General features: G+C 65.0%; 21 protein-coding genes. 9 read left to right on the top strand and 12 right to left on the bottom strand.

The window, feature by feature from the left end:
* Nucleotides 1-69: 69 nt before the first annotated feature.
* Nucleotides 70-774 carry an SDR family oxidoreductase gene (locus KUF59_RS19345; RefSeq protein ID WP_212460131.1) on the top strand — a complete coding sequence of 235 codons (705 nt, stop codon included), beginning with the start codon at nt 70-72 and terminating at the stop codon, nt 772-774.
* Nucleotides 775-987: 213 nt separating this feature from the next.
* On the opposite strand, the gene KUF59_RS19350 is transcribed toward KUF59_RS19345, so the two are convergent.
* Nucleotides 988-1,182, bottom strand: coding sequence for a hypothetical protein (locus KUF59_RS19350; RefSeq protein WP_212460130.1), 195 nt, complete (start codon nt 1,180-1,182; stop codon nt 988-990).
* Nucleotides 1,183-1,534: 352 nt separating this feature from the next.
* On the opposite strand from KUF59_RS19350, the gene KUF59_RS19355 reads away from it, so the two are divergent.
* Nucleotides 1,535-2,356: an outer membrane protein gene (locus KUF59_RS19355; RefSeq protein ID WP_212460234.1), complete on the top strand. Its 822-nt coding sequence runs from the start codon at nt 1,535-1,537 to the stop codon at nt 2,354-2,356.
* Nucleotides 2,357-2,430: 74 nt separating this feature from the next.
* Here KUF59_RS19355 and KUF59_RS19360 read toward each other — a convergent pair whose 3' ends face one another.
* Nucleotides 2,431-3,597: a serine hydrolase gene (locus tag KUF59_RS19360; RefSeq protein ID WP_464165366.1), complete on the bottom strand. Its 1,167-nt coding sequence runs from the start codon at nt 3,595-3,597 to the stop codon at nt 2,431-2,433.
* A gap of 97 nt (nt 3,598-3,694) precedes the next feature.
* Nucleotides 3,695-5,194: an outer membrane protein gene (locus KUF59_RS19365; RefSeq protein WP_258769868.1), complete on the bottom strand. Its 1,500-nt coding sequence runs from the start codon at nt 5,192-5,194 to the stop codon at nt 3,695-3,697.
* Between the two features lie 220 nt (nt 5,195-5,414).
* Here KUF59_RS19365 and KUF59_RS19370 point away from each other — a divergent pair, with 220 nt between their 5' ends.
* From KUF59_RS19370 to KUF59_RS19380, 3 genes are all read left to right on the top strand, one after another.
* Complete coding sequence (locus KUF59_RS19370; RefSeq protein WP_212460128.1) at nt 5,415-5,801, top strand: ArsR/SmtB family transcription factor; 387 nt, start codon at nt 5,415-5,417, stop codon at nt 5,799-5,801.
* Between the two features lie 3 nt (nt 5,802-5,804).
* On the top strand, nt 5,805-6,293 hold the full coding sequence (locus tag KUF59_RS19375; protein WP_212460127.1) for an SRPBCC family protein: 489 nt from the start codon (nt 5,805-5,807) through the stop codon (nt 6,291-6,293).
* Nucleotides 6,294-6,467: 174 nt separating this feature from the next.
* Complete coding sequence (locus KUF59_RS19380) at nt 6,468-7,310, top strand: hypothetical protein (RefSeq protein WP_212460126.1); 843 nt, start codon at nt 6,468-6,470, stop codon at nt 7,308-7,310.
* Nucleotides 7,311-7,314: 4 nt separating this feature from the next.
* Here KUF59_RS19380 and KUF59_RS19385 read toward each other — a convergent pair whose 3' ends face one another.
* Together KUF59_RS19385 and KUF59_RS19390 are read right to left on the bottom strand one after the other, a co-directional pair.
* Nucleotides 7,315-7,977, bottom strand: coding sequence for a response regulator (locus KUF59_RS19385; protein ID WP_212460125.1), 663 nt, complete (start codon nt 7,975-7,977; stop codon nt 7,315-7,317).
* The gene (locus KUF59_RS19390) at nt 7,974-9,353 is read right to left on the bottom strand and encodes a sensor histidine kinase (RefSeq protein ID WP_212460124.1); all 1,380 of its coding nucleotides are present in this window, start codon (nt 9,351-9,353) and stop codon (nt 7,974-7,976) included. The genes KUF59_RS19385 and KUF59_RS19390 overlap by 4 nt, the downstream gene beginning before the upstream one ends.
* Nucleotides 9,354-9,537: 184 nt before the next feature.
* On the opposite strand from KUF59_RS19390, the gene KUF59_RS19395 reads away from it, so the two are divergent.
* Nucleotides 9,538-10,407, top strand: coding sequence for a DUF3280 domain-containing protein (locus tag KUF59_RS19395; protein ID WP_212460123.1), 870 nt, complete (start codon nt 9,538-9,540; stop codon nt 10,405-10,407).
* Here KUF59_RS19395 and KUF59_RS19400 read toward each other — a convergent pair whose 3' ends face one another.
* The 4 genes from KUF59_RS19400 to KUF59_RS19415 form a co-directional block, all read right to left on the bottom strand.
* A complete protein-coding gene (locus KUF59_RS19400) occupies nt 10,408-11,616 on the bottom strand; it encodes an ABC transporter substrate-binding protein (RefSeq protein WP_212460122.1) in 1,209 nt (402 codons plus the stop codon).
* A 45-nt stretch (nt 11,617-11,661) separates the two neighbouring features.
* A complete protein-coding gene (locus KUF59_RS19405; protein ID WP_212460121.1) occupies nt 11,662-12,519 on the bottom strand; it encodes a fumarylacetoacetate hydrolase family protein in 858 nt (285 codons plus the stop codon).
* 27 nt (nt 12,520-12,546) lie between these two features.
* Nucleotides 12,547-14,061 (bottom strand): bifunctional 3-(3-hydroxy-phenyl)propionate/3-hydroxycinnamic acid hydroxylase MhpA, encoded by a 1,515-nt coding sequence (gene mhpA, locus KUF59_RS19410; protein ID WP_212460120.1) that lies wholly within the window; start codon nt 14,059-14,061, stop codon nt 12,547-12,549.
* 76 nt (nt 14,062-14,137) lie between these two features.
* Nucleotides 14,138-14,926, bottom strand: a complete 789-nt coding sequence (locus KUF59_RS19415) for a DNA-binding transcriptional regulator (protein ID WP_212460119.1) — start codon at nt 14,924-14,926, stop codon at nt 14,138-14,140.
* Between the two features lie 143 nt (nt 14,927-15,069).
* Between KUF59_RS19415 and KUF59_RS19420 the strand changes: the two genes are divergently transcribed.
* Nucleotides 15,070-16,053 carry a VOC family protein gene (locus KUF59_RS19420; RefSeq protein ID WP_212460118.1) on the top strand — a complete coding sequence of 328 codons (984 nt, stop codon included), beginning with the start codon at nt 15,070-15,072 and terminating at the stop codon, nt 16,051-16,053.
* A 13-nt stretch (nt 16,054-16,066) separates the two neighbouring features.
* Here the strand turns inward: KUF59_RS19420 and KUF59_RS19425 are convergent, their stop codons facing one another.
* Genes KUF59_RS19425 through KUF59_RS19435 form a run of 3 tightly spaced genes read right to left on the bottom strand, consistent with a single transcriptional unit; the run spans nt 16,067 to nt 19,115 of the window.
* Complete coding sequence (locus KUF59_RS19425; RefSeq protein WP_212460117.1) at nt 16,067-17,098, bottom strand: L-idonate 5-dehydrogenase; 1,032 nt, start codon at nt 17,096-17,098, stop codon at nt 16,067-16,069.
* Between the two features lie 40 nt (nt 17,099-17,138).
* Nucleotides 17,139-17,906, bottom strand: a complete 768-nt coding sequence (locus KUF59_RS19430; protein WP_212460116.1) for an SDR family oxidoreductase — start codon at nt 17,904-17,906, stop codon at nt 17,139-17,141.
* A gap of 9 nt (nt 17,907-17,915) precedes the next feature.
* On the bottom strand, nt 17,916-19,115 hold the full coding sequence (locus KUF59_RS19435; RefSeq protein WP_212460115.1) for a mandelate racemase/muconate lactonizing enzyme family protein: 1,200 nt from the start codon (nt 19,113-19,115) through the stop codon (nt 17,916-17,918).
* 185 nt (nt 19,116-19,300) lie between these two features.
* Between KUF59_RS19435 and KUF59_RS19440 the strand changes: the two genes are divergently transcribed.
* Both KUF59_RS19440 and KUF59_RS19445 read left to right on the top strand, forming a co-directional pair.
* A complete protein-coding gene (locus KUF59_RS19440; RefSeq protein ID WP_212460232.1) occupies nt 19,301-20,062 on the top strand; it encodes a GntR family transcriptional regulator in 762 nt (253 codons plus the stop codon).
* 33 nt (nt 20,063-20,095) lie between these two features.
* Nucleotides 20,096-21,460, top strand: a complete 1,365-nt coding sequence (locus KUF59_RS19445) for an MFS transporter (protein ID WP_212460114.1) — start codon at nt 20,096-20,098, stop codon at nt 21,458-21,460.
* Nucleotides 21,461-21,463 lie beyond the last annotated feature (3 nt).

A 21,463-nucleotide genomic window follows, 5' to 3' on the forward strand; every position in this document is an offset into this window, starting at 1 on the left:
ATGTAAAACACCTTCCGATGATAGGCTGCGCGCTCGGCAGGCCTCAACAGCAAGACTTAAGGAATCGTCATGACAGGAGAAAAGGTCGCGCTGGTGACCGCGGGCGGCAGCGGCATGGGGGCAGGGGCCGCGCGCAGGCTTGCCGCCGACGGGTTTCGTGTCGCGATCCTGTCGTCCTCCGGCAAGGGCGAGGCTCTGGCGCAGGAACTCGGCGGGCTCGGCGTGACAGGCTCGAACAAGTCGAGCGACGACCTGAAGCGGCTGGTCGACGCAGCGCTGGCGAAGTGGGGCCGGATCGACGTCCTCGTCAACAGCGCGGGCCACGGGCCGCGCGCGCCGATCGTCGAGATCTCGGACGAGCAGTGGCACACCGGTCTCGATACCTATCTGCTCAACGTCATCAGGCCGACGCGCCTCGTCGTTCCGGCGATGCAGGCACAAAAGTCCGGCGCCATCATCAACATCTCGACCGCCTGGGCGTTCGAGCCGAGCGCGATGTTTCCGACCTCGGCCGTCTTCCGCGCGGGGCTTGCGGCCTTCACAAAGATCTTCACCGACACTTACGCCGCCGACAATATCCGCATGAACAACGTGCTGCCGGGCTGGATCGACAGCCTGCCGGCGACGGAGGAGCGGCGGGCGAGCGTGCCGATGGGGCGCTATGGCAAGGTCGAGGAGATCGCGGCGACCGTCGCCTTCCTGGCCTCCGACGGCGCGGCCTACATCACCGGCCAGAACATCCGTGTCGATGGCGGGCTGACGCGCTCGGTGTGATGTGGGCGGTCAAATCTGCCGCCGACAGCCATTGTCTCTCACGACGAGGCTTGCCCTTTGGGCCATCGCATCATCGTCGCTGCCTCGGGGCAGCGGAGGGCGCTGGGAGGCAGAATGAGTGGCGGATCGGTCACACTGCGCGGAACGTCCTTCGATTTCGCAATAGTCCAAGCGAAGTTTCGCCGCAGTTCAAGACGGTAAGGCACCCGAAGACTATTTCCGATCCTGCGCTGGATTCATCCCGATCGCGCACTTCGAAAACGCGAGCGTGAATCGCGTTTGGGGCTTGGAGACCGGAACGTCAACTGTTTCGGTTTCAAGGGCGTGCGACCGATCCGGCGGCATGACGAACGAAACCATCTGGATCATCGTCCCCGCGATTGGCATCACCATTGTCTTGGCGACCATCGTTCTGCTCACTGGCTAGTGATATCGGTTCGGCGACGCCGGGCTGGCCGATCTATGCCACCGGCGGTGTTGCGATTGCGGAAGTGAAGGGCGACTTCCCCTTCACCAATTTCCGTTTGCGTTCGGGCGGGAATCTGTAGCGGGAGCGAACGGCGCTGGGCCGCAGAACAAGTGGCAGATCGGTCACGCTTCGCGCGCAATGGACTTCGAGTTCGCAGTGGTCCAGCCGAAGTTTCGCCGAAGTCCAAGACGGCAAGGCGAGCGGAGGTTATTCGCGATTGTGCGCCGGGCGCATCCCGACAGCGCGCTTCGAAAACGCGAGCATGAATCGCGTTGGGGCATGGAGACTGGAATGAAAAGAGTTTCTCTGGCGATCTCGCTGATTCTGTTTGGAACTATGGCCGCGTCCGCGGCTGATCTTGCGGCGCATTACACCAAGGCCCCCGTGATGGCGCCGTCCTACAACTGGACGGGCTTCTACGTCGGCGGCAACGTTGGCGGTCAATGGGGCAGTTCGAATTCGAACACATCGACAGTCTTCGATCCGTTCGGCTACTTCGCCGACACGAGTGTTACCGCCGTCAACGCCGTCGGTGCCCAGCACATCAACAGCTCCAGCGTGACCGGCGGCTTGACGGCCGGCTACAACTGGCAGGTCAACAACGCGGTGTTCGGCTTCCAAGGCGACATCAACTATTTCGGCTTCAAGGGCAGCGCGACCGGCTCAGCGGTGTATCCCTGCTGCGCGCCGGTCGGTTTCACCGTCAACTCCTCGGTCTCGGCCGACTGGCTCGCCACCATCCGTGGCCGCATCGGCGTCCTCGCCACGCCGAACTGGCTGATCTATGCCACGGGCGGTGCTGCGATAGCCGACGTGAAGGGCGATTTCACTTTCACAGACGGGTTCATGACCGAATCCGGAGCGATCCGCGACACCCGGGTCGGCTGGACGGCGGGCGTCGGCGGCGAATACGCGGTCGGCAATGGCTGGTCGCTCAAGGCCGAATACCTGTACGTCGATCTTGGTCGTGCGAGCATGCGCAGCACGAATCTCGGCGGCGTTTTTGGCCCCTTCCCGGCCAGCGTGTTCACGCACTCGGCCGATCTCAAATCGAACATTGTCCGCGTTGGCGTGAATTACAACTTCGGCGGCCCTGCGGTCGCCAGATACTAGGCAGATTGAGCGAGCAGGCTTGACGTAAGAGCCCCGGCTTAGCCGGGGCTTGTTCGTTCCGATGATGAGCGCGTTCATCGCGATGCGACCAGCCTCGCCAGCGCGGGGAGGATCTTGTAGCGGGCAATCTCGTGCGGATATTCGCCGCGATTGGCGAGCAGAACGATGGCGAGCCTCTGTGCGGGCACGAGGCCAAAATAGCCGGAGGCGTTGTTCAGGCCGCCGGGCTTGTCGACGACGGTGACGCCGTCGAGATGGACGGTTTCCCAGGCCATCGCCTGTCCGAACTTCTCATCGACGCGAAAGCTCTCGCGCTGGGTCATCCGCAGCGCCTCGCGCAGCTCGGGCGCGACCGAACGCCCGTCGGCACAGGCGGTCACGAAGATCGCGAGGTCCCGCGCCGACGAGAACATCTGGCCGGTGCCGGGAAAGTCGAAATAGCTTTGCTGATTGCCGGGCGGGCCGATCGCCGTGCCCTGATCGGAGTAGCCCTGCGCCGTCCGCTGCAGCGCCTCATGGCCCATGATCGCGCGATTGTCGGGGCCGCGCTCGGGAACGAATGTCGAGGTCATGCCCAGCGGTTTCAGGATGCGTCTGTCGATGAGCTCGCGGATCGGCCTGCCGTAGCGGCGCTCGAGCGCGAGCTGGAGCAACACGTAGCCCGCGTGGCTGTAGATGCGCTGCCTGCCGGACTGCTCGCCATGCTGCGGCATCCAGGCGTTGAGCATGTCGAAGAACCGGGCCTGCGTGAACGTGTCGTTCGGCCAGGGCGGATGATCGGTCGGCAGCAACAGGCCGGATGTGTGCGTGACGAGCTCACCCATGGTGACCTTGCGAATGTAGTCGCCGCGCAATTCAGGCAGGTGTTTGGTCACGGGTTCGTCGAGCCTGAGCTCGCTGCGGAGCGTGCCCAGCGCAACGAGCGTGGCCTCGAAGGGCTTTCGCAAGGAGGCGAGGTTGAAGAGCGTATCCGGCGTCACGGGCCGTCTCGTCTCGCCGTCGGCAAAGCCATAGTCGAAGAATTCGACATGTCGGCCCGCATAAAGCGCAGCGACGAGGCCGCCTGGATGGTCCGGCGTCGCGGTCGGCGCCAGCTCGGCCGTGACGATGTCGCGCATCTGCGCGATCATGTCGGAATCCGCAACGGCGCGGCGCGGCCGGGCAAGCGCGATCGCGAACGGAAGCAGGGCGAGCGCCCGCCGGCTGATCGAGGTGTGACGTGAGGTGACAAGGGATGGCACGTGACGAGATGAACAGATCGCTGGCGCCCCCAGCGATGTCCTATCCGAAAATCCTCCCGTGCCTCAATTCACAATCGCGCGTGTTCCGTACAACCGTCTAGCCGCCGAGCCTGTAGTTCACACCGACGCGGATGACATCGTTGCGGACGGTCGATTGCGTTCCCATGGTCGGGAAGGTCTGATCGGTCGTCGCGAAAGTGTGATTGATGCTGCCGAGATCGAAATGAAGATACTCAATCTTGCCGGTCCAGTTGCCGGACAACCAGGCTTCGACGCCGCCGCCGGCAACCCAGCCGCCCTTGGTCTGCTTGAAGTTCGAGGTGTAGACGGCCGCGCCCGAGAACACGTCGGTCTCTTCAATCTCGGCCCATGCGCCGCCTGCGGTGACGAACAGGAGATAGCCGCTGCCGGCATAGCCGAGGCGGGCGCGCGCGGTGGCAAGCCAGTTGTACCGCTGCGTCACGGTCTCGACGGGACCGCCGGCCGTGAAGCAGCTCATGGCGCAGGCAGTGTCCTTCTGGCCGCTCCATTGTGCATCACCTTCGACACCCACCACGAACTGGTTGATCTGCCAATTGTAGCCGACCTGGCCGCCTGCGAGCGCGCCCTGCGGCGACACCTTTTGGGGCGCGAAGGAGGAGATGTAATGGGTGAGTTCGCCGAACAGCGGGGGCGCGACCGGGTCGAAATATTTGAACTCCTTGAACGAGGTGTTGCCGACGCCATAGCCGCCATTGAGACCGGCATAGGCGCCGGTCCAGCGCCAGGCGTTTGCTGCCGGATCGATCGGCGCGGGAGCGGTGGCCTGCGCATTCCACAGCCGGTAGTTCAGGCCGACGCGGACGATGTTGTCGGTGACGTGGCTGCGCACGACGTTGGTTTCGTCGAAGGGCAGCAGCCCGGCCGGCGTCGCAAGGCGCGTCGTCGTGGTGGTCGGCGAGAAATCGAGATGCAGATATTCGAACTTGACGGTCCAGTTGCCCGAGAGCCGTCCTTCGATGCCGCCGCCGAACACCCAGCCGGCCACGACGTTTTTCACTGTGGCTGAAGCGACGGAGTCGTCGAACTGGAGCGTTGCGGTCTCGCGAATGCCCGCCCAAGCGGCGCCGCCGGTGACATAGAGCAAATAGCCGCCATTGGCGTAGCCGAGCCTGCCGCGCAGCGTGGTGAACCAGTCGACCTGGTGACGCACGAGCGCCGCGCCGACCTCGGCGTTGAAATTCTGGATGCACTCGAAGCCGCCGCAGCCGGGGTCGCGCTGACCGGCCCACTGAGCGTCGCCTTCGAGGCCCAGCACCCAGCGTTCGATCTGCCAGTTATATCCGAGCTGGCCGCCGAACACGCCGCCGGTCGGCAGGATGCGTCCCGGGCCGTCCTGAAACCGCCCGGCGGGCAGGTTGGGCAATGCTTGATCGAAGGTGTCGCGGCCAAAGCTGTAGCCGGCGTTGATGCCGCCATAGAGGCCGGCCCAATTCCAGGGATCCGGCGGCGGCGCCTTGTATTTGACGGGGAGGTCGGCAGCGGACGCAGCGAAAGTCGACGCCAGCAGGATCGTTGCCCCCACAGCAATCCCGAAGCCGGTTCGTTTCATTCCCATTGCCAGTCCAGGGTGGTGCAGGGGGCCGGCGCGGCCCCGCGGCAAGATTCGTGCGGCGCGATTAAGCCATAATCGCCGACGCGTTGGCTGTGATCGGCCGGCCACAATCCCAGGTATTTGCGTCTTCGTTTCGCTCGCTCGCAATTGCCCGGGAAAGCATCACTTAGCTAATCAGCTAACAGATGTTGACACGGGCGACGGTCCGCTTATAGTTAGCTGTATGGCTAACAATCAAATCCAGCTCGACCGGATCTTCGCAGCGCTGGCCGACCCGACACGGCGGGCGATCGTGATGCGGCTTTGCGACGGCGAGGCGTCGGTCGGCGAGCTCGCCGATCCCTTCGACATGGCGCTGCCGAGCTTCATGAAGCACATCCACGTGCTCGAAATGAGCGGCCTCGTCCAATCGGAGAAGGCGGGCCGTGTCCGCACCTGCCGGCTGCGGCCGGAGGCGATGGTCGGGGCCGAGGACTGGCTGCAGCATCAGCGCGCGATCTGGGAGGCGCGGCTCGACCGGTTCGAGGCCTATGTCATGAAGTTGAAGAAAGAGAAGACGGAGAAGCCGGCTGTCAAACGGCCGTCTGCATCAAAAAAAGGAAAGGCGTAAGTGATGACCAGTTCTGCCAACCCAGCGCTGTCGCAATGGTCGCTCGATCGCGAGGTCGTGCTGTCGCGCGTGATCGACGCGCCGCGCGATCTCGTGTTCGAGGCGTGGACCGACCCCAAACATCTGCCGCACTGGTTCGGTCCGGCGGGCTTCAAGATCGAGACCAAGGAGATCGACGTGCGCGTCGGCGGGTGCTGGCGTTTCGACATGATCGCGCCTGATGGCACGCTATATCCGAACCGCATGCAGTTTCGCCGCATCGAGAAGCCGCGGCTCATCGAGATCGATCATGGTTCGGACAAGGACGATGATCCCGGCATGTTCCGGACGACCATCACGTTCGACAGCCAGAGCGACGGCAAGACCGTCTTGACGCTGCGGCAATTGCACCCGACTGCGGCACAGCGCGAGGCGGTGATCGGATTTGGTGCCGTTGAATATGGCAATCAGACGCTCGACAAGCTGGCGGTCTACGTGATGGCCAAACGCTGAGTGGTACGGCTCTGGATGAATTGTGACAGTCGCCACCGGCAATTGTGACAGGAGATGAATTATGACAGCGGGCGAAGTTCGCCCGCTCACGCATTTTTTTGTCGCGATTCGCTTCAGTTGTGTGACAGAATTGCTACCGTTCAATGTCAGTTTGACTACGACGGAGCGAGAAGCATGTTGCGATGGCAGGCACGAACCAATCCCCTGGCCTGGTGGTGGGGTTCGCTGACGCTTGTCAGCAACGTCAACATTCTCGTCTGGTTCATGCTGTATCGCGCGTTCTACGAAACGCCGGTTGGGAATGTCTCTGCGCCGTCCGGAACCGGGCTGATGCTGCTGCTCTGTGCGGCCTATGTGTTCGGCTGCGCGTTCCGCTCGTTCCTGCCGCGCGCCGACGTGCAGCGCATCTGCCTGTTCGACACTTGGCTGTCGAGCGTGTTCGTCGGACGCTCGGTCGCGACCGTCGCCGAAGTCTGCTTCGCCGCGCAATGGGCGATCATCCTCTATCAGCTCGGCGGCATGGCGAATGCGGACACCGCCGTCAATATCGCCTGGGTGATCGTGCCCGTGATCATCATTGCGGAGTGCTTCTCCTGGTATGCGGTGGTGACGACGAACTATCTCTACAACGCGATCGAGAATTCGCTGTGGGCGGTCGTGTTCTTCCTGGTCGGCGTCGCGCTCGTTCGCCTCGTGCCGGAATTTTCCGGTCCGGTGCGCTGGGGCCTCGTTGCCGGTGTCGTTGGGATTGCCTGCTATCTCGCCTTCCTTATCACCGTCGACGTCCCGATGTATCTGAGCCGCTGGCGGGCCGGGCATGGCGAGGGCGGCCGGCTCCTCGGCCTGCTCGAGGGGCTGCATGACGTCAGCACGCGCTGGGTCGTGACCCACGACGTCGCGCATTGGAAGGGGGAGTTGGCCTGGATGGCGCTCTATTTCAGCCTGGCGGTGTGGTCGAGTCTGGCGCTCTGTGCCTTCTACGCCATGCCGGAGTACCTCGCGCGCTATTTGACCTGAGCACTCAGGCCTCGCCGAGATCGACTTCGGTCAGGATTCCCTGGCGCAGCGCGAGCCGTACCAGCTCGATGTCGGAGCCGACGCCGAGCTTGTCCTTGATCAGCGAATGCAAATTCGCCACCGTCTTCGGGCTGACGTGCAAGGTCTCGGCGATCTCCTCGGTGGTGCGCTCAGCGAGCAGCAGGCGCATCACCTCGAATTCACGCGGCGTGAGCACATCGGCGGCGGACGATTCGCCGGCGAGCCGGCTCAATGCCAGTTCGTGGTCGATGTCGGGGCTGATCGCGATCTTGCCGGCGAGCACGTCCATCACGGCGCGAACCAGCGTTTCCGGCGGGCTGGTCTTGGTGACATAGCCCCTTGCGCCGGCGCGGATCGCTTGCACCGCGAAGCCCGCGTTCTCATGCATGGTGAAGACCAGGATCTTTGCCGTCTTGTCCCATTGCCTGATGCGCCTGACCGCCTCGATACCGCCGATGCCGGGCATGCTCAGATCCATGATGACGAGATCGGGGTTGACCGCCTTGAACTGCCGGTAGGCCTCGGCACCGTCGGAGGCTTCGGCGACGACGCGCAAGCCCGGTTGCTTCTGGAGCACGGAGCGATAGCCCTCGCGGACGACCGCGTGATCGTCGACCAGCAAAATGCCCCAGCCGCTCTCGCTCATGCCGCGTGCTCCAGCGCGGCGGGTTGATGCGGCGTGGCTGCTGGAATGAGCACGCGCAAGGCGCAACCGCGCTCGGGGTTTGCATCGAAGCTGAGGCGGCCGCCGAGCGCGGCGACGCGCTCGCGCATGCCGAGCAGGCCCATGCCGCTCCTGATCGCCGACTCGTTCGGCCGGCCGTCGTCGGCGACGACGAGATTGATGTCGCCATCCAGCATAGTCACTTGCAGAGTGACCCGTGTGGCGCCGGCGTGCTTGGCGGCGTTGGTCAGCGCCTCCTGCACGATGCGATAGATATTGGCGCTGACCGCGGGGGCGAGATGCTCAAAACTGCCGGAGAAGGCGATCTCGAAACGGGTCTGTCCGCGGCTGCGTCCGTTCCACCCTGCGACCAGGCCATCGAGGCTTCCCACCAGGCCGAGCTCCTCGACATCGGGCGGACGCAGGCGGAACAGCGTGCCCCGCAGCGTCTCCGCCATGCCGGTCGCGGTGCGCGCAATGCCGTCGCATTCGGGCAGCAGCGTGGGACAGTCCTGCGCCGCGGTCTGGCGGGCTGATGCGGCGAGCGCGCGGATGGCGGCGAGCGATTGGCCGAACTCGTCGTGCAGCTCGCGCGCCAGATGCCGGCGCTCCTCGTCCTGGAGCGCGATCAGTTTTCGCGTGAGCTCGCTGCGCGCGGCAAGCGCGGCCTCGAGGCTTTCGGCAAGGTGATTGAAGACGCCGCGGATCGCAGACAGTTCTGCGAGGTCGAACGGCGGCAGCCGCGCCGAGAGATCGTTGGCGGCGATCCGCTCCAGCCCGGCCCGGACCAGTTGGGTCGGCCGCAACGCGCGCGCCAGCGCCGCGTAGACCAGGATGCACAACAATGGCAGCGCGAGCGCCAGCGCCGCCATCAGGCGGCCTGCATCATGCCAGGCCTCGGCCGTCAGCACGGCAGGATCGACCCAGACGACGGCGTCGCCGAGCCGTGCGCCGCGGGAGGTCACGGGACGCACCGCCTCGCGGCCGGGATCGAACAGCGTGCGGTAGAAGGCGACAAAGGCCCGCGGCGGCTCACTGGCGCCCCCGGGTGCACCGCCGCAGAAGCGCTGCTGCATCTCGCCATTGGCAGCGCGAAAGGCCAGGCACAGGCCGGGCGTCATCACGGCCTCGACACTGTCGAGGTCGGGAAAGTTGTTACGGGGATTGCTCGCCCACTGGATCTTTCCCCGCTGCAGCTCCAGCGTCTTGGCGGTGAGGTCGGCGATGGCGTCGATCCGTGCATGGACCGCGCGGTCGGCGTCGATCAGGAAATAGGCTGAGATGGCGGCGAAGCACAGCGCCACGACGGCCGCCACGCGCAGCGTCAGGCGGACCTTCAGGTCGGATCGGTTCCACATCGCGGCGCACCTCGCAAGGCATGGTCGGCTGCCATTTAACGGCAGAAGCGACATGGCGGAAAGCGCGGCCCGGCCGGGAAGGCCAAAATCGTGAAATTTTCCCGGCCCATGCCGGGATAGCGGCGGCTGCGGGCACAAGAGCCCATGGCGTAGGTTGCTGGCCTGTCCCAGCTTTGAGGCCCTCATGCGTCGCCTGATCCTGCCGGTCCTGATCCTTCTCGCCCTTGTCCCGAAGGCAGGCGCCCAGCCCATCAGCGTTGCCGTTGACGACTTCAGTTTCACCGATACGTCGGCCGAGCCGGCAGACCAAACCGCGGCGCATGAGAAGCGCCTCAAGGCGTTCATGGTTGCGTTGCGGAAGGATCTTGCCGCAGACGGCCGTTACCAGCCGGTTCCGGCCATGCAGGCCGACGCAAAATTCAAAATCATCGGCGGCGTGCAGAAGACGAGCACGCTGGTGCAGTGGGCGAAGGCGGTCGTGATCGACGCCACTGCCAAAAAGATCGTGCTGGAACGGCTCTACACCTTCCGCGGCGACACCGACGAGGCGTGGGACCATGCCGAGGCGTTCGTCTCCCGCGAGATCCGCGCGACCCTGGACAAGGCGCTCGCGCCAGCGCCGGTCGCGCTCGCGGTGTTCGATTTTGAGCTGGAGGATACGACGGCTGCGCCATCGAGCGGCCTGGCGCCGTCAGACGCGACCTATCTGGCAGAAGCAACGGCGGGCGTGCGCGATCTCCTCGCGCAATCCGGCCGCTACCGCATGGTGGATGTCGGCGGCGTCGGCACGGAAGCTGCCAAGGCGCGCAAGCTCCGCGACTGCGGTGGGTGCGAAGCCACCATCGCCCGCGAGCTCGGCGCCGACCAAACGCTGATCGGCGTGGTGCGGCGGGTCAGCCGCACCGAGTACACGCTTGGATTCCAGGTCCGCGACGCCAAAACCGGCGCCGTCGTCTCGCGCGGCGACAGCGGGCTTCGCATGGGCGCCGACTATTCCTGGAAGCGCGGCGCCGTGCGGTTGGTGAGCGACGTCCTCGTCGAGGCGCAGCGCTAGCTATTTGCCGACCAGGCCGCACTTGCTGCGGTCGAGCGGACGAAAGGCCTGGTCGGGCGGGATGGTGGCGACGAGCTTGACAAAGTCCCACGGCCCTTTTGATTCCTCCGGCGTCTTGACCTGCACCAGATAGAGGTCGTGCACCATGCGCTGGTCCTCACGAATCTTGCCGTTCGGCGTGTAGGCATCAGAGACCGGCGTCGCCTTCATCCTGGCCATGACGGTCGCACTGTCGTCGGAGTCGGCGTCCTTCACAGCCTGCAAATAATGGCGCACGGCAGAATAGACGCCGGCCTGGATCTGCGAGGGCATGGCCTGGCGGCGCGCATGGAACGCATCGGAGAAGCGGCGGGCGGCCGGTGACACGTCCTCGAAGAAGGAGGTGACAATCAGGTCGCCGCGGGTCGCCTTGAGCCCGACGGCGTGAATGTCGACGTTCTGGAACGACATCGGCACGATCTTCATGCCCTGGGCCGCCAGGCCAAACTCCTCCGCCTGCTTGATGGCGGTGGCGTTGTCGCCGGCGACGTTGAGCGCCAGGACCTTCGCGCCCGAGGCCTGCGCCTGCAGCAGGAAAGAGCTGTAGTCGGGCGTGCCGAGCTGCGCCTTCACGCTGCCGGCGACCCTGCCGCCGAGTTCACTGATGCGCGAGCGCGCGGTCGCCTCGATCGAATGGCCGAAGGCGTAGTCGCCGGTGATGAAGAACCACGGCTCCTTGGACGTCTGCATGATGCCCGACACCACCGCGGTCGCGGTCGAATAGGCGTCCTGGGTCCACTGCACGCTGGTCGGCGCGCAGGCATCGTCGGTGAGCTGATTGGCGCCGGCGCCCGAGATGAGGAAGATCTTGCCGTTGCCGCGGACGAGCTCCTGCACCGCGAGCGCAGCACCCGAGCTGCCGCCGTCCGCGATGGCCTGGACGCCGTCGCTGAACCATTTGCGGGCGAGCGAGGCGGCAAGATCAGGCTTGTTCTGGTGGTCGGCCTGCAAAATCTCGATCGGCTTGCCGTTGATCTTGCCGCCGAACTCTTCCGCCGCCATCCGCGCCGCCTCGACCGAACCCGGCCCCATGGCGGTCGCGAATACGCCGTTCATGTCGGTGAGGACACCGATGCGGATGGCGTCGCCCTTGATATCGGCCTGCGCAGGCCCGGCGAGAATGAGAGCGAATAGCAACGCGGCGGCGGATGAGGTGTGGTGGATGCCCATGTCGTTTCCTGATTTTGTGTTTTGGGATCGTTGAGGCGCGTGCGGTTACGCTTGCCCGGCGACCACGGTGTTGCGGAGGACGCCGATGCCGGAGATCTCGACCTCGACGGTGTCGCCCGGCCGCATCCACAGGGGCGGCGTGCGCTTGGCGCCGACGCCGCCGGGCGTGCCCGTGACGATGACGTCGCCGGGGACGAGCGGGCAGATCGTCGAGATGTAGGCGATCAATTCGGGAATTGCAGTGACCAAAAGATCGGTGGTGGTGTTCTGCACGACCGTGCCGTTCAGCCGCGTCTGCAGCGTCAGTTTTGACGGATCGGGAATCTCGTCCGTCGTCACCAGCCACGGGCCAAAGCTTCCGCTCTCGGCAAAGGTCTTGCCGGAGAGGAACTGGCTGGTGTGGCGCTGCCAGTCGCGGATGCTGCCTTCGTTGTAGCAGGCATAGCCCGCGACATGGTCGAGCGCGCGGCTCGCCTGGATATGCCGGCCGGCCTTGCCGATCACCAGCGCAAGCTCGCCCTCATAGTCGAAATCGTCGCTCACTTTCGGCTTCACGATCGGCTGCAAGTGTCCGACCTGGCTGCAGGCGAAGCGGGCGAACAGCGCCGGCTTCTCCGTGACGGTGCGGCCGGTCTCCGCGACGTGGTCGCGATAGTTGAGGCCGACGCAGATGATTTTTTCGGGATCGGGGATGACGGGCGCGAAGGCGATCTTGTCGAGGGTGTGGTCGGGTCGCGCGGAGGCTGTCAGCCGCGCAGCGTCCGGAAGCCGGCCGGCTTCCAGGAACTGCCGTAGTGTCGCACATCCCTCCAAGCGCAGGCGCGCGCCGAGATCGACAACGCCATTGTCCTTGACCGCGCCGAAGGAGGGGCGGCCGTCGACGACGAAAGAGATGAGCTTCATGAGAATCCCTGGAAAGTTTGAGAACGGTCAGGCCGCGGACGGCACACGGGTTGATGGCGCGGCGGCAGCGATGAGCTGGTCGAACTCAGCATCGTTGCGCGCAGCGCCGCGGATGTAGCGGTCGGGGCGGACAAGCGCGGCCTTGAGGCCGTGCTCGCTCAGCCAGCGCCCGAGTTCTTCGGCGTCCGCGCTCGTCAGGACCGCGATGCCGGCTTGTGCGAGTGCGGACTGGACGGGCGTGGAGAGCGATGCGGCTGCTGCGACGAGGAGGACATTGTTGTACCCGGTGCGATCGTCGCTGCGCCGGCCGTCGGTGAGCATGAACTGCGGCGCGAGCTGTCCCGCCATCGGGAGATCGCCGATCCCGAGCCCGGGACCGAGCAGGGGCTTTCTCACCTCCAGCTTGACCGGCGCGTCCTTGCGCGCTTCGCCTGCGGCAAGTCCGGCCTCGATGTCCCTGGTGTTGATGACGCCGCCGAGCCGAATCGCGAGCTCGATGAACTCGCGCACATGCGGGCAACGCTCGCTTTGGTAGGTGTCGAGGAGGCCGGCGTCGGCGCGCCCTTGCAGCACGTCGCGGAGCTTCCAGGCGAGGTTGGCAGCATCGCGGATTCCCGCGCACATGCCCTGTCCGAGGAACGGCGGGGTCTGGTGCGCGGAGTCGCCGGCGAGCAGCAGCCGTCCATTGCGCCACGCTTGCGCGATCACCGAATGGAACGTGTAGACGGCGGCACGCTCGAGGTCGGCGTCGTCAGGCGTGATCCACTTTGACAGCAGCTCCCACATTTTTGCGGGCTGCGTGACCGCATTGCTGTCCTCGTCCGGATGGACCGTGATCTCCCAGCGGCGACGGTTGCCGGTGCCGCGCACATAGGTTGCCGGCCGCTGTGGATCGCAATGCTGGATGCTGTAGTCGCCGAGGTCGGCCCGATCGCGCTTCAGCAGCGCATCGATGACCAGCCAGCGCTCGTGAAAGCCGAGATCGTCCATGCCGGAGCCGATGAAACGGCGGACCAGCGAACGGGCGCCGTCGCAGCCGATCACATAGGTCGCGCGGATCTCGGTGAGCCCTCCGCTGGACAAATCCTCGTAGCGTACGCGAACGCCGCTCTCGTCCTGATCGAGCGCAAACACTTCACAACGGTTGCGCAGCTCGACATGCGACCAGCGCCGCAGGCCGCCAATGAGGATCTCTTCCAGATCGGGCTGGTGAAAGCGGTAGCTGAGATGCCAGCCCATCGCCGTGGGCGTCTGCGGCCGCGACCAGTCCAGGATCAGCCGACCCGCGGCGTCCTTGAACAGCATCCCGGGGCTCAGAATGACCTGGGGCAGAATGTCGTCGGCGAGCCCGATGGTCTGGAACACGCGCATGCATTCGTCGTCGAAGTGCACCGCGCGCGGCAGATGATAGGCTCGCGCTTCGCGTTCCAGCACCAGCGTTCGCACGCCGCACAGGCCCAGCAGATTGGCGAGCGTGGCCCCGACGGGGCCGCGCCCGACGATCACAACGTCGTAGTCCGGGGAGGCGGATTTATCTTGCATGGGGCTATCTCTTCCCCAGGCAGGTCACGCCTTCAACGGCGCCGCGCCAAGTGTCCGCCCAGCGGACGCAAGGAGGTCACGCGACCGGAATCGCGGCGGCGGCCTCGCGCAGCGGCGCGACATATTGTGTGACCGCCTCGTCGAGGGTCAGCGCCGAGCGGATCCAGATGATGGAGATGCAGCCGAACACGACTTCGTCGCGGACGATCGGGACCGCGATCGAGGCGGTCTTGGGATTGTATTCGCCTTCGCTGCGGACGGCGTAGCCGCGCTTCGCGGTCTCGGCGATCATGCGCGTGAGGCGTTCGCCGTCGAGGAAGGGGCGATCATCGGCCTCGTCGATCCGGCGCAGATGATTGACAATCATCTCGCGTTCGCGCGGCGGGCAGGCGGCGAGATAGGCGCGCCCTGCTGAGGTCCGCAGCATCGGCAGGCGTTTGCCGATCATGCCGCGGTCGATCGACAGCGGGCTGCGCGAATGGGTGGTCTCCTGGACCACCATCGCCGCGTTCTCGTATGTCGAGAGATCGACCGGCCAGACCAGCGTCTTGCTGAGTTCGGCAAGATAGGGTGCGGCCGCCTGGCAGATCACGACGCCGGGGTCGTAGCCGTCACCGAGGCCGAGAGCGTGCCGCGTGACGCGAAAGCGGTCGTCGCTGGCGCTGCGCGCGACATAGCCGAGTTCCTCGAGCGTCTCGAGCAGGCGATAGACGGTGGGGCGGGGGAGGTCGAGCTGGCGCGCGACGTCGCCGGCACGGATGCCGCCGGAGCGGTTGACCTCGCGCAGCACGTCGAGGCCCCGCTTGAAGGCGCGGACGCCCTCGGATTGCCTGGGCCGCCCGGACTGCGTCCGCTCCTTGGACACTCCAAATTCCTCCCTTGTGCCACCTCGCACCGCGGTTATCGTCACTCGCGAACGCGAAGCGACTGCAATGGTCCAGTGTAGGGCCGCGCGGCGCCGGTATCAAATCCGCGTAACGGCGGATGCGATGCCTTGGGAGGATGTGCATGGAAATCACCGCGCTCGGCTATATCGGCATCGCATCGTCGCAACTCGAGCAGTGGAGCCGGATGGCGACCGGGTTGCTTGGCATGCAACAGGTCGATCGTGGCGGCCAGATGCGTGCATTCCGCATGGACGATCGCAGGCAGCGCCTGATCGTGGATGGCGGCAGTGACGCCGGCCTTGCGGTGATGGGCTGGGAGGTGCAGAGCACCGCCGAGCTCAATCGTCTCGCTGCTCGGCTGGAGGGTCACCGTGTGAAAGTGACGCGGGGATCGCGCGCGCTGGCCGACGAGCGTCACGTGACCGAGCTGATCGCGTTCGCGGACCCCGCAGGCAATCGCCTCGAAGCATTTTGCAAGCCGGCGCTCGCGACCGAACCGTTCAAGCCGGGACGGCCGATCTCCGGCTTTCGCACCGGCGCGCTCGGCATGGGGCACGTCGTGCTGAACGTCGAGAACGTCGAGGTGCTGCTGCCGTTCTACCGCGATGTGCTCGGCTTCCACGTCTCCGATTTCGGGCTAAAACCTTACGGGCTCTACTTCTTCCACGTCAACGGACGCCACCACAGTTTTGCGATGGTCGGCTCGGGGCGGAAAGCGATGCACCATTTCATGGTCGAGCTCGGAAGTCTTGACGATGTCGGCCAGGGCTATGACCTCGCGCAGATGGACGATGATCGCATCGCCTATACGCTGGGGCGCCACACCAACGACCACATGACCTCGTTCTACGTGAACACGCCGTCCGGCTTCTTCATCGAGTATGGCTGGGGCGGACGCGTGATCGATCCCGCGACCTGGCAGCCGCATGAGACCTTCGACGGCCCGTCGCTATGGGGCCATGAGCGGCTCCATATGCCCGAAGAGCAGCGCAAGCGTATGCGCGACATGCGTCTCGATGCGGCGGCACGCGGCGTCCGCGTGCCAGACCCGCGCGTGCCACCCATGAACTGCGCGTGGCTGGATTCGGTGATCGCGCAGGAGTGAAGGCGCTAGCGCCTCAGAACGTCAGCTGCACCTTCATCGATTTCGAGCGGTCGCTGGCGAGTTCGAAGGCGGCGACCGCGTTCTCGAACGGCATCGCGGCCGTGATCAGCGGTTTGACGTCGATCAGGCCTTCGCCCATCAGGCGCAGCGCCAGCTCGAACTCGGGATCGAAGCGGAAGGTGCCGCGCAGTTGCAGCTCCTTGGCGACGATGCTGTTGATCGGCAACGTCATCTCGCCGCCGAGGCCAAGCTGCACGATGGTCGCGCCCGGCCGCAACAGGTCGAGCGCGGTGCGCAGCGCGGCCTGGCTGCCGGACGCCTCGAACAACGTGTCGAACACGCCCTTGCCGGCGCGCCAGGGATCGAGCGCAGGGGCGTTCGACGCGACATTGACCGCATGGCTGGCGCCGAGTGTCTTGGCGACCGAGAGTGGGGCATCGGCGACATCGGTCACCACGATCTCGGCGGCACCACCAAAGCGCGACACCAGGATCATCAGCGCCCCGATCGGGCCACAGCCGGTGATCAGCACGCGCTTGCCGAGGAGGGGGCCGGCCTGCTTGCCGGCGTGAAGGCAGACGGCGAGCGGCTCGGCCACCGCGGCCTCGGCCAGTGACAGTCTCTCCGCGATCGGGATCGCCTGCGCGGCATCGACCGTGACATATTCGCGAAACCCGCCCTGCACATGAGGATTGCGCATCGCACTGCCCATGAAGCGCATGTCCAGGCACTGGTTGCGCATGCCCTCCTGGCAGTGCAGGCACTGCCCGCACGGCTTGCTCGGGTTGACCGCGACGCGCGTGCCCGGTTTCAGATGCGCGACGCCGTCGCCGACAGCGGCGACGACGCCCGCGATCTCGTGGCCCAGCGCCATCGGCTGCTGGATCCGCACCGTGCCGAAGCCGCCATGGTGATAATAGTGCAGATCCGAGCCGCAGATGCCGCCATTGGCGATCTTGACGCGGACTTCGCCGGAAGCGGGTAGCGGATCGGGAAAATTGTCGATCCGGAGATCTTTTGGCGCGTGAATGACGACGGCGCGCATGGGCTCAACTCCTTGATAAGTTGTGCGGGGCAGGGCGCGATTACATCGCGGCCATCATGCCGCCGTCGACATAGATGATCTGGCCGTTGACATAGGTCGCGGCATCGGAGGCGAGGAAGATCGCCGCGCCCACCAGTTCATCCGGCTTGCCCCAGCGCTTGGAGGGGATGCGGCCCATCAGCCAGTTGTTGAACTCAGGATTGGACATCAGCGCTTCGTTCATGTCGGTCAGCATGTAACCGGGGCCGATCGCGTTGGCCTGAAGTCCATACTGCGCCCATTCGACGGCCATCGAGCGGGTCAGATTCTTGATGCCGCCCTTCGCCGCGGTGTAGGGAGCAATCGTCGGGCGGGCCAACTCGCTGCCGAGCGAGCCGATATTGATGATCTTGCCGTGCTTGCGCGGGATCATACGCTTGGCCGCCTCGCGACCGATCACGAAAGCGCTGGTCAGATCCGTCTCGATCACCTTGCGCCATTCGTCGGTGGTGAACTCGACCAGCGGCTTGCGGTGCTGGATGCCGGCATTGTTGACGAGGATGTCGACCGCGATGCCCTCGCGGTCGAAGCGCTCGAAGGCGGCGACGATCGCGGGTTCGTCGGTAACGTTGAAGGCGGCGCCTTCGGCCTGATGCCCGGCGGCGCGAAACTCGGCGACTGCCGTCTCCACGCGCTTCGGATCGACGCCGTTGATGATCAGTCTTGCGCCGGCTTTCGCCATGCCTTCGGCAATGGCGCGGCCGAGGCCGCGAGAGGAGCCGGTCACGAGCGCGGTGCGGCCGGAGAGATCGAAGAGGGCAGTGCTCATGGCGGGTCCTTATGCGTTGGTGCGGCGCACGGTGAGATCGCTGCGATCGAATACCGCAGGGAGCAGATCGACGCCGAGCCCGGGACCTTCCATCGGATAGACATAGCCGTCCCTGATCACGGGCATGGTGGTGACGAGCTCATTGTACCAGCCCTTGTAGAACGCGCGTACCGATTCCTGGATCAGCGTGTTGGGCTGGCTGAACGACATGTGGATGGCGGCGATGAAGCCGACCGGGCCGATGCAGTCGTGCGGGGCAAAGGGGCGGTGATAGGTCTCGGCCATTGCCGCGATCTTGCGGCCCTCGGTCAGGCCGCCAGTCCAGCACAAATCCGCCATCACCACATGCATGGCGTCGCGATCCAGCATGTCCTTGTAGGGGAAGCGCGAGCCCAGCGTCTCGCTGGCGCAGACCCAGACGTCGGTCGAGCGTGCGTATTCGGCGAGCGCCTGCGGTGAGTTCATCCGGATCGGATCCTCGTACCAGGTCGGCTTGTAGGGTTCCAGCGCACGCGCGATCTGTTTCGCAGTCGGCAGGTTCCAGAGCGAGTGGAGTTCGACCATGATCTCCATTTTGTCGCCGACGGCCTTGCGAATCTTTTCGAACGGCTCGATCGCCTGCTTCATCTGGGCGGCCGTGATGAACAGGCCCTTGTTCTCCTGCGCCGCCGGATCGAACGGCCAGATCTTCATCGCCGAGATGCCGCTCTCCAGAAGGCTTTCGGCGAGCGCGTCGGCGCGGGTCATGAAGGCGTCGAGGTCTTCGTACTGGCCCTGGGTAGCCCCGAGATTCCAGTTCGCGACCGGGCTGATATTGGTCGAGCGGACATATTTGGTGCCGGCGCAGGTGTTGTAGATGCGCTGCTTGTCGCGGCAGAGGCCGCCGAGCATCTGGTGCACCGGCTGGCCGCAGACTTTGCCGAACAAATCCCACAACGCGATATCGATGGCAGAGGCCGCGCGATATTCAACGCCGGTGGAGGACTGCGCCATCGGCAGATTGAGCATGTCGCGGTGGATCGCCTCGATATGCAGGGGATTGCGGCCGATGAGGCGGCCGGCAAAGGTGTCGTGGATCTGCGCCTCGACGGCGCCTGCACCATAGAAGGTCTCGCCGAGGCCGATGACGCCAGTATCGGTGTGCACCCGCACCCAGATGACGTTGGCGAACTCTTCCGTGCGCAGGGTTTCGATTGAGGTGATCTTCACCGCGATATCCTCCCGGCGGCCGCGTTGACGGCGCCTCTATTGTTATTGGTTCCGAACGGCCACTTTGCGGGCCGTCGGGCAAGGGCAGTCTTAACGCCGCTTGTAATATATCACAACATGTTTTATGAAGGTCACAAATGAGACTCGGCCCGGACAGGGACAAGCGGGCCGACAGGGAGGAAGACATGGTGCGCCGCAAACGCGCGCTCGAGGTGGTGCAGCCCGATGGTGAGGGCAGGCCCAGCCGGCGCAATCGCGTCAATTTCTTTCAGCTTGCCTATCAGAAGATCGAGGATCTCCTCGTCAATTGCGAGCTCAAGCCCGGTCAGTTCCTGACCATGCTGGAGCTTCAGCATCTCACCGGTTTCGGCCGCACGCCGGTGCATCATGCGGTGAACACGCTCGCCGCCGACACGCTCATCATCATCCGCCCGCGCCATGGCTTGCAGATCGCGCCGATCGATCTGGCGCGTGAGCGCATGCTGCTGGGCCTGCGCCGCGACATGGAGCGTTTTGTCATCCGGCTCGCCGCCGACCGCGCCAGCCTTTCGCACCGGAACCAGGCGCTGCATATCGAGCGTCTCTTGAAGGAGCGGCGCGCGAGCCTCACGCTCGACGAATTCAACCAGATCGACCGCCGCATCGACGCGCTGATCCTGGAGGCGGCGGGCGAGCCGTTCCTAGCGCACACGCTGCGGCCGCTGCACACGCTCTATCGCCGGATCGGCTTCATCCATCATCGCTGCATGCCGGGGCAGGGCGATTTGTCCGGCACCATCGACAGCCATCTCGCCATTCTCAACGCGGTTGCCAATCGCCGCGTCGATCGCGCCGTCAAGGCCAGCGACGCGCTGATCGACTTCATGGACTCGATGTTCGAGGGGATGGAGGCGGGGATCGATCCGCGCCTCCTGGATTGCAGCATCGAGCCGCTGCTCGGCGCCTGATCAACAAGCAACAAGGGACAGGGAGGAACGGGAATGCAAACAATGGCCGTGCCGCAACAGACCGCGATCGACAGCGCGGTGCGCTACCTCATCACCAACTACAGTCCGAAGGGCAACAAGGTCGGCTGGCTGATGATGGCCTCGATCCTGGTCGAGGCCTGGGATCTCTATTCCATCGCCTTCGTGCTGATCTTCATCCGCGAGCAGTACAACCCCGATCCGCTGATGCTCGGCCTCGCCGCGGCCGGTACGCAGGGCGGCGCCTTGATCGGCGCGCTGATCGGCGGCTGGCTCTCCGACAAGATCGGCCGCCGCGTGATGTTTTTGGTGACGATGGTGCTGTTCATCATTCTGGCACTGGCGCAGGCCTTCGTGCCCGGGGTCGGCTGGCTCGTCGTGATCCGCTTCCTGCTCGGCATACCCCTCGGCAGCGACATTTCGACCGGCTACACCTACATCATGGAATCCATGGCCAAGGGCGAGCGCGAGGTCATGGGTAATCGCTGGCAGTTCATGTTCGCGGTCGGCGAAGTCCTGACCGTCGGCGTCATCGTGCTGTTCCTGCTCGTCAACATCAACCACGAGACGCTGTGGCGCGTGACGCTCGGCCTCGGCGCGCTGCCTGCGCTGATCATCCTGGTGATGCGGCACGACGTGCCGGAGACTGCGGTGTGGCTGGTGCAGAAGGGGCGTTTCCGCGAAGCCAAGCAGGTGGCCCGCGAGATGTTCAACGACAATCTCGACATGCTGCCGAACCAAGACGTCGTGCTGCCCAAGACCAATACTATGGCCTTCCTCGCCGACTTGCGGAAGGATCCGATCCGCTGGCGCGCGACGGTCTATGGTTGGATCGCCTGCTTCGCCCAGGCCAGCGAGTTCTCCACCTTCGCCTTCTATCTGCCGGTGCTGTTCGCCATGGTTGGCGTCTCCTCGGTGCTCGGCAACAATCTGGTGACGATGGCGCTGTTCTCCTTCGCGGCGCTCTCGGGCTGGGTCGGACCGCTCTTGACGCCGAAGATCGGCCATCGCGGCATCGCGATTGCGGGCTTCGCGATCGTGCTGGTGTCGCTGCTGGTCGCGGCCTTCGCGCTCTACACCGACAACAAGGTGCTGTTGCCGCTCGCCGCCGCCGGCATGCTGTGGGGCCATTATTGGGACGCGTCGAACTGCATGACTATCCCGACCATGGTGGCCCGGCCGCAATATCGTGGCACGGCCAGCGGTTTTGCCTACATGTTCGTCAAGCTGCCGGCGTTCCTGGCGATCTTCCTGTTCCCGTCGCTGTTCGCAGCGATCGGGCAGGCCAATGCGACACTGTTCGTCGCGATCTTCCCGCTGATCGGGTTGCTCGCCGCGATCTTCATCCTGCCGGAAGTCTACGGCTACGAGAACGATTGAAGT

The sequence above is a fragment of the Bradyrhizobium arachidis genome, assembly GCF_024758505.1.
Classification (GTDB): Bacteria; Pseudomonadota; Alphaproteobacteria; order Rhizobiales; family Xanthobacteraceae; genus Bradyrhizobium; species Bradyrhizobium manausense_C.